Origin of the sequence: Pseudomonas sp. 2957 (assembly GCF_031456345.1) — a bacterium.
GTDB lineage: Bacteria > Pseudomonadota > Gammaproteobacteria > Pseudomonadales > Pseudomonadaceae > Aquipseudomonas > Aquipseudomonas siliginis.
Window position 1 is genome coordinate 1,204,109 of record NZ_JAVDUL010000001.1, and the last position, 11,587, is coordinate 1,215,695.

At 61.4% G+C, this 11,587-nt stretch carries 10 protein-coding genes; 8 read left to right on the top strand and 2 right to left on the bottom strand.

What is annotated here, in order from left to right:
• Positions 1-168 precede the first annotated feature (168 nt).
• The 3 genes from J2Y39_RS05465 to J2Y39_RS05475 all read left to right on the top strand — a co-directional run bounded on the left by J2Y39_RS05465 (position 169) and on the right by J2Y39_RS05475 (position 3,895).
• Entirely contained in the window at positions 169-774 is a 606-nt protein-coding gene (locus J2Y39_RS05465) for a biliverdin-producing heme oxygenase (RefSeq protein WP_071171835.1), read from the top strand.
• Positions 771-3,008, top strand: coding sequence for an ATP-binding protein (locus J2Y39_RS05470; RefSeq protein WP_252877862.1), 2,238 nt, complete (start codon positions 771-773; stop codon positions 3,006-3,008). The genes J2Y39_RS05465 and J2Y39_RS05470 overlap by 4 nt, the downstream gene beginning before the upstream one ends.
• Before the next feature lie 299 nt (positions 3,009-3,307).
• The gene (locus J2Y39_RS05475; protein ID WP_310215682.1) at positions 3,308-3,895 is read left to right on the top strand and encodes a LysE family translocator; all 588 of its coding nucleotides are present in this window, start codon (positions 3,308-3,310) and stop codon (positions 3,893-3,895) included.
• A gap of 143 nt (positions 3,896-4,038) precedes the next feature.
• Here J2Y39_RS05475 and J2Y39_RS05480 read toward each other — a convergent pair whose 3' ends face one another.
• On the bottom strand, positions 4,039-4,872 hold the full coding sequence (locus J2Y39_RS05480; protein ID WP_236169367.1) for an AraC family transcriptional regulator: 834 nt from the start codon (positions 4,870-4,872) through the stop codon (positions 4,039-4,041).
• A gap of 167 nt (positions 4,873-5,039) precedes the next feature.
• On the opposite strand from J2Y39_RS05480, the gene J2Y39_RS05485 reads away from it, so the two are divergent.
• Entirely contained in the window at positions 5,040-5,432 is a 393-nt protein-coding gene (locus tag J2Y39_RS05485) for a GFA family protein (RefSeq protein WP_236169368.1), read from the top strand.
• Between the two features lie 733 nt (positions 5,433-6,165).
• On the opposite strand, the gene J2Y39_RS05490 is transcribed toward J2Y39_RS05485, so the two are convergent.
• Entirely contained in the window at positions 6,166-6,996 is an 831-nt protein-coding gene (locus tag J2Y39_RS05490; protein WP_310215691.1) for an alpha/beta hydrolase, read from the bottom strand.
• A 247-nt stretch (positions 6,997-7,243) separates the two neighbouring features.
• Here J2Y39_RS05490 and J2Y39_RS05495 point away from each other — a divergent pair, with 247 nt between their 5' ends.
• Genes J2Y39_RS05495 through J2Y39_RS05510 form a run of 4 tightly spaced genes read left to right on the top strand, consistent with a single transcriptional unit; the run spans position 7,244 to position 11,481 of the window.
• On the top strand, positions 7,244-7,699 hold the full coding sequence (locus tag J2Y39_RS05495) for a (2Fe-2S)-binding protein (protein WP_041478642.1): 456 nt from the start codon (positions 7,244-7,246) through the stop codon (positions 7,697-7,699).
• Positions 7,700-7,721: 22 nt separating this feature from the next.
• Positions 7,722-9,884 carry a xanthine dehydrogenase family protein molybdopterin-binding subunit gene (locus J2Y39_RS05500; protein ID WP_310215696.1) on the top strand — a complete coding sequence of 721 codons (2,163 nt, stop codon included), beginning with the start codon at positions 7,722-7,724 and terminating at the stop codon, positions 9,882-9,884.
• Between the two features lies 1 nt (position 9,885).
• Complete coding sequence (locus J2Y39_RS05505) at positions 9,886-10,464, top strand: hypothetical protein (protein ID WP_310215698.1); 579 nt, start codon at positions 9,886-9,888, stop codon at positions 10,462-10,464.
• 54 nt (positions 10,465-10,518) lie between these two features.
• The gene (locus tag J2Y39_RS05510; RefSeq protein ID WP_041478645.1) at positions 10,519-11,481 is read left to right on the top strand and encodes a sensor domain-containing diguanylate cyclase; all 963 of its coding nucleotides are present in this window, start codon (positions 10,519-10,521) and stop codon (positions 11,479-11,481) included.
• Positions 11,482-11,587: the final 106 nt, after the last annotated feature.

Consider the following 11,587-nt stretch of genomic DNA (forward strand, 5'->3'; position numbering starts at 1 on the left):
CGTCGGTCGAACTTTTCTGATCCGGCGCCACTCTGAACCTGTCATAGGGTCGTAGTTCGACAGAAAAAACGCTTTGGCAGGCAGAAAAAGCTGCGTGGCGTGATAAATTCCCCCCACGTCGAGCCCACCCAGAATGGCCCCTGCCGGGTCCCACCAAGAGCGATCTACATGCAAGCAAAGGCCCGTGAGGTTTATGTGCCACCGGTGCTGCAAGATCTGCGGGCCGGCACAGCCGAACTGCACATCGCACTGGAAAAACGCCTTCCTTTTTTCTCCGACACCCTCGATACCCCCGCTTTCGAGCGCTTGATGCAGGCCTATTACGGGTTCTATCAGCCGCTCGAACAGGCTTTGCTCGCCAGTGGCGCGGTCCCGGACGACTTCAATCTGCTGCCTCGTCTGAAGGCTGACACCCTGCGCGCCGACCTGCGCGCACTGGGGGCAACCGCTGATGATTTGCCGCTGTGTGAAGATCTGCCAGTCATTGACTCCAGCGCCGCCAGTCTCGGCGTTTTGTACGTGCTCGAAGGCGCGACCCTCGGCGGGCAGATCCTGCGTCGGGAGATCGCCGCGCGGCTGAATCTGGACGCCGACAATGGCGCTGCCTTCCTCGATGTTTACGGCGCGGCCACCGGGCGGCGCTGGCGCGAGTTCATCGAATACCTGAGCAACCGGCCCATGGCGGCCAGCGAACGCGCGGCCGTGGTCAGCGCAGCACAAACCACATTCAGCTGTTTCGAGCAGTGGCTCGAGCGCCAGGAGGTACTGGCATGAACCCGCAAGACCCACAAGCCTTTGAAGAACTGCTGGCCAACTGTGCCGACGAGCCGATCCGCTTTCCCGGCGCTATCCAGCCCCATGGTTTGCTGCTGACTCTGACCGAGCCTGCGCTGCAGATCATTCAGGTCAGCGCCAACGTCGAAACCCTGCTGGCCCGCGCGCCCGAATCGCTGATCGGCCAGCCGCTGCACAGCCTGATCGGCGCCGAACACACCGCGCACGTGCTTGAAGCCTTGCAGCAGACAGCGTTTTCCGAGGCGGCGCCGCTACGATTCGAGCTCAACGGCACTGAATTCGAAGGTTTGCTGCACCGCCATCAGGGCGTGCTGATTCTCGAGCTGGAAATCCATGTGAAGAATTTCCAGCCGCGCAACGTCGCCGGCGTCAATACCCACCTGGGCCGCATGCTCCAGCGCCTGCAAGCGGCGACCACGCTGCAGGCCCTGTACGACATCAGCGTCAAGGAAATCCAGGCGATGACCGGTTACGACCGGGTGCTGATCTATCGCTTCGAGGAAGAGGGCCACGGTCAGGTCATCGCCGAAGCGTCCGATCCGTCGATGGAAGTGTTCAACGGCCTGTTCTTCCCGGCTTCGGACATTCCCGAGCAGGCCCGCGAGCTGTATCGCACCAATTGGCTGCGGATCATCCCCAACGCCGATTATCAGCCAGTGCCACTGGTGCCGAAGCTGCGCCCGGACACGCAAACGCCGCTGGACCTCAGTTTCGCCACGCTGCGCAGCGTCTCGCCGATTCACTGTCAGTACATGAAGAACATGGGCGTGCTGTCGTCGATGAGCATTTCCCTGCTCAAGGGCGACAAGCTCTGGGGCCTGATCAGCTGCGGCAATCGCCAGCCGCTGCACGTGCCGCATGAATTGCGCATGGCTTGCCAGACCATCGGCCAGGTCCTGTCGTTGCAGATCAGTGCCATGGAAACCCTTGAACTGACCCGCCAGCGTGAAGAGAAGGTCGAGGCGCTGTCGCGGCTCAACCAGGCGATGATCGATTCGCCGGAGAACGTTTTCGACGGCCTCGCCCATCAGCCAGCGACGCTGATGGCGCTGGTCAATGCCGGCGGCATCGCGATCATCGAAGACAAGCAGTTGCACCGTTACGGCAACTGCCCGGCGCCGGAAGAAATTCGCGCGCTGCACAAGTGGTTGCAGGCGCGCGGCGAGCCGGTGTTCGCCAGCCATCACCTGTCCAGCGTTTACCCGCCGGCGGCGCAGTATCAGTCTGTGGCCAGCGGTGTGCTCGCCATGAGCCTGCCCAAACCGGTGGACAACGGTGTGCTGTGGTTCCGTCCGGAAGTGAAGGAAAACATCAACTGGAGTGGCGATCCGCGCAAACCGCTGGATCTGGAAACCTCCGATGCCGGGATGCGCCTGCGTCCGCGTACCTCGTTCGAAATCTGGAAGGTCGAGATGGCCGGGATCTCCACCAAGTGGAGCCACGGTGACCGGTTCGCCGCCAATGACCTGCGCCGTTCGGCGCTGGAAAACGACCTGGCCCGTCAGGTACGTCGCGAGCAGGCGGCTGTGCAGGCGCGCGATGATCTGGTGGCGGTGGTTTCCCACGACCTACGCAACCCGATGACGGTGATTTCGATGCTCTGCGGCATGATGCAGAAAGCCTTCAGCTCGGAAGGCGCGCACACTTCGCGGCGTATCTCCACTGCAATCGACACCATGCAGCAGGCCACGGCGCGGATGAACACGCTGCTGGAAGACCTGCTCGATACCTCGAAAATCGATGCCGGGCGCTACTCGATCACCCCGCAGGCGCTGGAGGTCGGGCACATCTTTGAAGAGGCACAAGCGTTGCTGTCGCCTCTGGCCCATGACAAGGACATCAGCATTTCCTTCCAGGCCGATCCTGACCTGCGCATCCACGCCGACCCCGAGCGGCTGTTTCAGGTGCTGTCGAACCTGGTGGGCAACGCCATCAAATTCACCCCGCGCATGGGCACCGTCGGCGTGCACGCGAAATCGGTGGGCGACGAGATCGTGTTTATCGTGCGTGACAGTGGCGAAGGCATTCCCAAGGAGCACTTGCCGCATGTGTTCGACCGCTACTGGACGATAAAGGAAGGCAACCCGACCGGCACTGGCCTGGGTTTGTACATCACTCAAGGCATCGTCGAAGCTCATGGCGGCCAGATCGTCGCCGAGAGCGAGCCGGGGCAGGGCAGCGAATTCCGCTTCACCGTGCCGCGCCTGGCCTGAGTGCCCCTGTAGGGGGAGTTTGCTCGCGATGGCGTCAGTCCTGACAAGTCTGTTGTGACTGACCGAACGCTTTCGCGAGCAGGCTCGCTCCCACAGGTCTTGTGGGGGGGCGAGATTTGAGTCTCACGCAAAACTTGTGGGAGCGAGCCTGCTCGCGAAGACGTCAGCTCAGCCAACACTGGGCGACTGACCCACCGCTCCCTCAGAAGATTCGCAGCCTCAGGGTCATTTTCTTCAATACCGCAAATCCCCCGCTCGCTACCGTAGCCACCTCGTTCCTCGATTGAAGCAGGTGTGCAATGAGTCTGATTCTTTCCATGGCGGCGTTTGCCCTCGCCGCATCCATCACCCCCGGGCCGGTCAATATCGTCGCCTTGAGCGCCGGCGCGCAGTACGGTTTCCGCGCCAGCCAGCGGCACGTGGCCGGGGCGACGTTGGGGTTTGTGCTGTTGCTGGTGCTGATGGGCCTGGGCCTGCATGAGGTGCTGCAATTGTGGCCGTTCATGACCCGCGTGGTGCAATGGGCCGGGGTGGCGTTCCTGTTGTTCATGGCCTGGAAACTGGCCAGCGATGACGGCCAACTGAACACCAGCGAGTCCGGCCGTGCGCCGTCGATGCTCTATGGCGCGGTGATGCAATGGCTCAACCCCAAGGCCTGGCTGGCATGCGTGGCCGGCATGGGCGCGTTTGTCGCCGACGGCGAGGCGCGGCTGGTCTGGCAGTTTGCGGCGGTGTATCTGGTGATCTGCTATCTGTCGGTGGGCTGCTGGGCGTATGCCGGGACGTTTTTGCGCAGTTATCTGAGCAATGCCGCCGGGATGCGCTGGTTCAATCGGTTGATGGCGTTGTTGCTGGCGGTGAGTGCGCTTTATTTGCTGTTCACTTGATTGACAGGCCCACCACAACCCCCTGTGGGAGCGAGCCTGCTCGCGAACGCGGTGTGTCATTCAACACTTCACTGACTGATCCACCGCATTCGCGAGCAGGCTCGCTCCCACAAGGGGGGCAGTGTTCAACTTTGAGTATGAAGTCAGCCGCGATACTGCCCCGGCGTTGCCGCCAGATGTTGTTTGAACGCTCGCTGAAAATGCGCCTGATCGGCAAACCCGGCCTGGAGCGCGACATCGGCAATCAATTGGCCGCTGCGCAAGCGCTCGCGGGCGAACTGGATGCGCTGGTTGACCACGAACGCATGGGGCGTCATCCCGTAGCGCTGCTTGAACGCGCGAATCAGGTATGACGGCGACAGCTGCGCCGCCGCGCAAATCGCCTCGAGGCTGAGCACTTCGGTGCAATGTCCACGGATGAAATCAGCGGCGCGTTCCAGCTTGAAATTCGGCTCATCGACGGGCTCATCCGCCGGATTGAGGCGGACCTGCAAATCACTGAAAAACTCTACCGCCGCGCTGTGTTTCGCCAGCGCCTCCATTTGGTCGTCGAGCAAAACCTCATACAACCCCATCAATTTGCCGAACAGCTCGGCATCAGCCAGATGCGTGTCGGAAAATCGCCGGAATTCCAGCTCCCCGGCAAACCCCAATTGATGCTGCAAATCCGTCAGCCACGGCGTTTCGACATACAACATCACGTACGACCAAGGCTGATCATCGATCGGATTGCAGGCGTGTACATCGCCGGGATTCATCAGCACCACGGTGCCTGCTGCCACTTCATACTGCGCCTGCTCATGCACATAGGTGCTGCGCCCGGCGGTGATTGCGCCGATGGAAAAGTGCGCATGGGAATGCCGCGCATAACAGACTTCACGCCCATCCGCGATGGCCCGCGCCTCGATGAAGGGCAGGGCGTCGTCGCGCCAGAAGCGCGGGGCTTTCTCGGGGTTTTTCGCTGTGGCGTGTTTCATCGTGATCGTCCCGGCAGGTCAGCGTCCGAGTGTATTAGCTCTGGCCGGCGAATGCCCGTTGCAGTGCGGCAACATTGAGTTCTTTCATCTGAAACATCGTCTGCATTGCAGCGCCGACTGTTATAGGCTCTGGGGGCGTGACACCACGAGCGCGATGGAGCTGAACCATGACTGCATTTACCGGCGGATGCCTGTGCGGCGATGTGCGTTTTGAAGCCTCTGGCGAGCCTTACCGGGTCGGGCTGTGCCATTGCCTGGACTGTCGCAAGATCCACGGTGCGCTGTTTCATGCCTCGGCGATTTTTCCTGAGGACGCGGTGACCATCAGCGGTGAAACCCATGAGTATCAAGGGCGGCACTTTTGCCCGCGCTGTGGTTCGTCGGTGTTCAATCGCAGTGGTGATGAGGTCGAGGTGAACCTCGGCGCGCTGGATGCGCCGGATCAGTTGAAGCCGACCTATGAGAGCTGGATTGTGCGGCGTGAATCGTGGCTGCCGGATTTTCCGCTGGCCAGGCATTACCGTGGTGATCGTGAAGGCGAAGGGCGGGCAGAGGGGTAGGGGATTGATTCAGCCTTCAGCACGCTTGCGATTTCTGTGGGGGCGAGTCTGCTCGCGAAGGCTTGTTGTCGAGCGATGATTTGTTCTGGTTGACCGAGTACATATCCGTTGCTGCGGTAACGGCTGCTTAGGGTTTCGCCCTTACGGCGACTCACTTTTTTTACAAACGCCTAAAAAAAGTAAGCAAAAAAACGCTTGCTCCTGCGTTCGGCCCTCGCAGGCTCGGGTTCCTTCGCTGCGGGATCGATCCGGGCGCAGCGGCTCCGGTTTGCTTCGCTGCACCTCCTTCCGCTGTGTCTGGCTGCGCCAGACGGTCGCTGCGCTCCCACGCCCGGATCAATCCCTCCGCTCAGCCTTCCGACGTCGCCGGTGGATCAAAAGCAAGGTCAAAAGCACTCGAGCTTGCGCTCATTGTTGAGTGGGGCGGCTGCGCCGCGGGCAGCTGCGCTGCTTTGCTTTTCTGTGGAAGTGAGTTTGCTCGCGATAGCTATCTCAGAGATACAAATGAGCAGCGGATCTACCCTGACCCCTGTGGGAGCTGGCTTGCCAGCGATGGCGGCCTTGTAGCCGACCAGTCTCTGACGGATATACCCAATCCCAACTGTGGGAGCGAGCCTGCTCGCGAAAGCGGAGTGTCATTCGCAGATAATTGGACTGGAGAGACGCCTCGCGGGCAAGCCCGCTCCCACAGGGGATCAGTGTTTGCCAATTGCAGTAAGCCTGATTGAGGCGGTTACCCGCGAATAAACGCCAACAAATCAGCATTGATGGTTTCCGCTTGCGTCGTCGGCATGCCATGCGGAAATCCCGGGTACGACTTCAGTGTGCCGTTGGGCAGCAGTTTCGCCGATAACGGTGCGGAGTTGGCGTAGGGCACGATCTGGTCATCCTCGCCGTGCATCACCAGCACCGGCACGGTGACTTTTTTCAGGTCTTCGGTGAAGTCGGTCTGCGAGAAGGCGACGATGCCGTCGTGGTGCGCCTTGGCGCCACCGATCATGCCCTGGCGCCACCAGTTGGCGATGGTCCCTTCCGCCGGCTCGGCGCCAGGGCGGTTGTAGCCGTAGAAAGGTCCACTCGGCACATCGCGATAAAACTGCGCGCGATTCGCCGCCAACTGCTCTTGAAAGCCATCGAACACCGATTTCGGCAAACCGCCCGGGTTGCTTTCGGTCTGCACCATCAGCGGTGGTACGGCGCTTATCAATACCGCTTTGCTGACCTTGTCCTGACCATGTCGGGCGATGTAATGGATCACTTCGCCGCCGCCGGTGGAATGGCCGACGTGGACAACGTCGCGCGTACCCAGATGATTGACCACTGCCAGCACATCGTCGGCGTAGTGATCCATGTCGTGGCCGTCCCAGACCTGGCTGGAGCGGCCATGCCCGCGTCGATCATGAGCAATCACCCGAAAGCCCTGTGCCAGGAAAAACAGCATTTGCGCATCCCAGTCATCCGAGCTGAGCGGCCAGCCGTGGTGGAAGTGGATCACCGGCGCGTCGCGCGGCCCCCAGTCCTTGTAGAAGATGTCGACGCCGTCTCGAGTGGTGACAAAGCCCATATTCGTTACTCCTGACCTGTGATGGACAACCGCGAGGTTCGCGGGCCGGTTGCGCAGAGATACGACGACTCAGTGCGAGCCGTTATCAACTGTAGGAGCAAAGCCGGGGTCTGCATGACCGCTGGTCACAACGTGTGGCTTGCTGCGCAAATTAGGCTTTGCTGAAAGGGATAAGCGCGGGCGTCCGTAGGTTTTTGCGACCACAGCGACGCCCCTTTGCAATACGTGAGTCTGAGGAAATCACCCGATGCTGACCCTGAATATCAATGGCAAGGACCAAGAGCTCGATGTCCCCGCCGACATGCCGCTGCTCTGGGTTCTGCGCGATATCGCGCACCTGACCGGGACCAAGTTCGGTTGCGGCATGGCCCAGTGCGGCGCCTGCACCGTGCACGTCGACGGCGCGCCATTACGCTCCTGTATCACCCCGGCGACTGCCGTCGCCCATGGGCAGAAAATCCTCACCATCGAGGGCTTGTCCACCGATGGCTCGCACCCGGTGCAGCAGGCCTGGGCCGAGCTGGACGTGGTGCAGTGCGGTTATTGCCAGTCCGGGCAGATCATGTCCGCCGCCGCATTGCTGGCGAAAATTCCCAAGCCCACCGACAGCGATATCGATCAGGCGCTCTCCGGCAATATCTGCCGCTGCGGCACCTATCCGCGCATTCGCGCTGCGGTCAAACGCGCCGCCGAAATCGGCTGAGTCATTCTCTGGGAGAGGAACGATGAACAGTCCTGTATCGCGTCGCGGGTTTCTCAAGGGCAGCGCACTGTTAAGCGGCGGCCTGATGGTGGCGTTTGTGGTGCCCGGGGCCAATCGCTTTGCCCGGGCGGCAGAAAATGAAAACAAGACGTTCGCGCCCAACGCGTTCCTGCGCATCGCGGCGGACAACAGCGTCACCGTGCTGCTCGGCCATTCGGAAATGGGCCAGGGCATCTGGACCGGCCTGACCATGCTGATTGCCGAGGAACTGGACGCCGACTGGTCGAAAATCCGCGTCGAGCACTCGCCAGCCTCGGCGGCGGATTACGGCTTGCCGGCTTTTGGCGGCATGCAGATCACCGGTGGCTCGACGTCGACCTGGATGGAATTCGACCGCTATCGACTGGCCGGGGCGACGGCGCGGCAGATGCTGGTGGAAGCGGCGGCGAAACGCTTCGACGTCGCCCCGTCGACGATTCGCACGGAGTCCGGCGTGGTCATCGCCGGGGACAAACGCGCGACCTACGGCGAACTGGCCGATGCCGCCGGGCAACTGCCGGTGCCGGACCCGAAAACCATCACTTTCAAGGAAGCCAAGGACTGGAAAGTCATCGGCAAACCAACCAAGCGTCTCGATACCCCGGAGAAGATCACCGGCCGCGCCAGATTCGGCATGGACGTGCAGTTCGAAGGCCTGATGACCGCGATGGTCGCCCGCGCGCCGGTGTTTGGCGCCACGGTGAAATCCTTCGAAGGCGCCGCAGCGCTGGCCATTCCCGGCGTACACAAGGTTGTGCAGGTGCCCAGCGGCGTGGCGGTGGTGGCCGAGCATTTCTGGGCGGCGAAGTTGGGCCGTGATGCGCTGAAGGTCGATTGGGATCTGGGGCGGTTGGCCGACATGAGCAGTGAAAAACTGCTCGAGAGTTTCCGCAAACTGGCGGCGACGCCGGGCACCTCGGCCACGCAGGCTGGAGATGCCAAGGCCAATTTCGGCAAAGCCGCGAAGAAAATAGAGGTCGAATACAGCGTGCCGTATCTGGCCCACGCGCCGATGGAACCGCTCAATTGCACGGTGAAAATCAGCGCTGGCAAATGCGAAATCTGGACTGGCACGCAGTTTCAGACCCTCGACCAAATGGTCGCCAGCAAGATCACCGGGCTCAAGCCCGAGCAGGTCGAAATTCACACGGAATTTCTCGGCGGTGGCTTCGGTCGCCGCGCCAATCCGACTTCGGACTTCGTCGCCGAAGCGGTGCAAGTGGCGAAAGCGGCGGACCTGCCGGTGAAAACCGTGTGGGCGCGCGAAGATGACATTCGCGGCGGCTACTACCGCTCGATGTACCTGCACAAGGCGCAGGTCGGACTGGGTGCTGATGGTTTGCCGATGAGCTGGCAGCATGTGCTGGTCGGCCAGTCGATCATGGCCGGGACGATGCTCGAGGCAGCGATGGTCAAGAACGGCATCGATGCCACCTCGGTCGAGGGCGTGGCCGACAGTCCGTACATCAAGGATCTGCCTCATCATCAGGTCGACCTGCATTCGCCGCAGACCAGCATCAATGTGTTGTGGCTGCGTTCGGTGGGCCACACCCACACGGGTTTTGTCATGGAATCGCTGATCGATGAACTGGCGACGGCGGCGGGCAAGGATCCGGTGGAATACCGACGCACGTTGCTCAAGGCGCACCCGCGCCATCTCGGCGTGCTCAATCTGGCGGTGGAGAAGGCCAACTGGGGCGCGCCGTTGCCGGACGGGCATGCTCTGGGCGTGGCGGTGCACGAGTCGTTCGGCAGCTACGTGGCGCAAGTGGCGGAGGTGTCGCAGGACAATCTGGCAATACGTGTACATCGGGTGGTCTGCGCCGTGGATTGCGGCATTGCGGTGAATCCGCAGAGCATCGCCGCGCAGATGGAATCGTGCATCACCTTCGGTCTCGGCATGGCGTTGCACAGCAAGCTCACCGTCAAGGACGGCGGCGTCGTGCAATCCAACTATCACGATTATCAGGTGCTGCGGCTCAACGAAATGCCGGTGGTGGAAGTGCACATCGTCCCCAGCAGCGAAAAACCCGGCGGCATCGGCGAGCCCGGCGTGCCACCGACCGCGCCGGCGGTGGCCAACGCAGTGTTCGCCTTGACCGGGCAACGCCTGCGCGAACTGCCACTGCAATTGTCGGGGGTGTGAGATGAAACGACATCTTGTGTTGGGCACCGTCGTGTTGCTGGGTCTTGGTGGCTATGCCTCGGACCTGTTTGCCGAGGATCAGCAGGCCTTGAAAGCCTTCGACACGGTGCAGAAAGTCTTTCAGAGCCCGCGCTGCCAGAACTGCCACATCCCCGGCGATTCGCCGTTGCAGTTCGACGCCGGCATCCCTCACGCGATGAATGTAGTGCGCGGCATGGATGGCAAGGGCGCCGCTGGTTTGCCCTGCGCCACCTGTCATGCTGAAAGCAATCCGCCGGCCAGTTATGGCCCCCATGCGCCGCCGGGTGCGCCGCACTGGAGCCTGCCACCGGCGGCGCACAAAATGGCCTGGATCGGTCTGCCTTCGGACAAGCTTTGCACCATGATCAAGGACCGCGCGAGCAATGGTGATCGTGATTTCGCCGCGCTGTTAAAACACGTCAGCGAAGACAAACTGGTGCTCTGGGGCTGGAATCCCGGGGCAGGGCGCGCACCGGTGCCAGTGCCGCACGATATCTTCGTCGCGCAATTCAAACTCTGGGCCGATGCCGGCGGGCCGTGTCCGGTGGCGCAAATGTGAAGCCTCGGCGATTTAGCGCTACGCTCAACGCATGACTGTCTACGGAGTGTGCGCATGCTGGTGCCCGGAAAACCTGCCAACGAAGCTTCCCGAATTGACGCGCTGCATGGCCTGAATCTCAATTCGGAGCCGGAGGAACGTTTCGATCGCCTGACGCGCTTGGCCAAGCGTTTGTTCAACGTGCCGATCGCTCTGGTCACGCTGGTCGACAAGGATCGCCAGTGGTTCAAGTCCTGTGTGGGTCTGGATGTCAGCGAGACGTCCCGCGATGTCTCGTTCTGCGGCCATGCGATTTTGCAAAACGAGCTGATGCTGGTGCCCGATGCGCTGGAAGATTTGCGCTTTCATGACAACCCGTTGGTCACCGGCGCACCGAATATTCGCTTTTACGCCGGTTATCCGCTGACCGTACCGGACGGTAACAAAATGGGCACCTTGTGCCTGATCGATACCAAACCCCGCAACCTCGACGACGAAGAGCGTGCCTTGTTGCGCGACCTCGCGGAGATGGCCGAGCAAGAGCTGACGGCGGTGCAGATGGCAAGCATGGATGAACTGACGCTGCTGTCCAATCGCCGTGGTTTCAAGCAACTGGCCCAGCATGCGCTGGATGCCTGCGCACGTTTGAACCGACCGGCGACGCTGTTGTTTTTCGATCTCAACGACTTCAAGCAGATCAACGATCTGTACGGGCATGCCGAAGGCGACAGTGCGCTGAAGACCTTCGCCGATGTGTTGCGCATTGCCTTTCGCGAGAGCGATGTGGTGGGGCGCTTGGGCGGTGATGAGTTCGTCGCGTTGCTGACCGGCTCGAGCCACGTTGAAACCACGCGGATCATGGCGCGGCTCAAGGAAATCCTCGAAGAGCGCAACGCCACGCTGCACCGTGGTTACGCGATTCGTTTCAGCGTCGGCCAGATCGAATACGACCCCAAACGCCACGAAACCGTTGATCGCCTGCTCGCCGATGCGGATGGCGCGATGTATGCGCACAAGCAAGCTCTGAAAGGCTGTTAGTAACGGCACCATCGCTGGCGAGCCAGCTCCCACAGAGTCCAGTGACGTTAATGAGGTGTGGGTTCACCTTGAATTCCTGTGGGAGCGGGCTTGCCCGCGATGGCGG

Excerpts from the sequence above, each read along its gene's own strand:
- J2Y39_RS05465 (WP_071171835.1), top strand. The coding sequence starts at position 169 with ATGCAAGCAAAGGCCCGTGAGGTTTATGTGCCACCGGTGCTGCAAGAT.
- J2Y39_RS05470 (WP_252877862.1), top strand. The coding sequence starts at position 771 with ATGAACCCGCAAGACCCACAAGCCTTTGAAGAACTGCTGGCCAACTGT.
- J2Y39_RS05475 (WP_310215682.1), top strand. The coding sequence starts at position 3,308 with ATGAGTCTGATTCTTTCCATGGCGGCGTTTGCCCTCGCCGCATCCATC.
- J2Y39_RS05480 (WP_236169367.1), bottom strand. The coding sequence starts at position 4,872 with ATGAAACACGCCACAGCGAAAAACCCCGAGAAAGCCCCGCGCTTCTGG.
- J2Y39_RS05485 (WP_236169368.1), top strand. The coding sequence starts at position 5,040 with ATGACTGCATTTACCGGCGGATGCCTGTGCGGCGATGTGCGTTTTGAA.
- J2Y39_RS05490 (WP_310215691.1), bottom strand. The coding sequence starts at position 6,996 with ATGGGCTTTGTCACCACTCGAGACGGCGTCGACATCTTCTACAAGGAC.
- J2Y39_RS05495 (WP_041478642.1), top strand. The coding sequence starts at position 7,244 with ATGCTGACCCTGAATATCAATGGCAAGGACCAAGAGCTCGATGTCCCC.
- J2Y39_RS05500 (WP_310215696.1), top strand. The coding sequence starts at position 7,722 with ATGAACAGTCCTGTATCGCGTCGCGGGTTTCTCAAGGGCAGCGCACTG.
- J2Y39_RS05505 (WP_310215698.1), top strand. The coding sequence starts at position 9,886 with ATGAAACGACATCTTGTGTTGGGCACCGTCGTGTTGCTGGGTCTTGGT.
- J2Y39_RS05510 (WP_041478645.1), top strand. The coding sequence starts at position 10,519 with ATGCTGGTGCCCGGAAAACCTGCCAACGAAGCTTCCCGAATTGACGCG.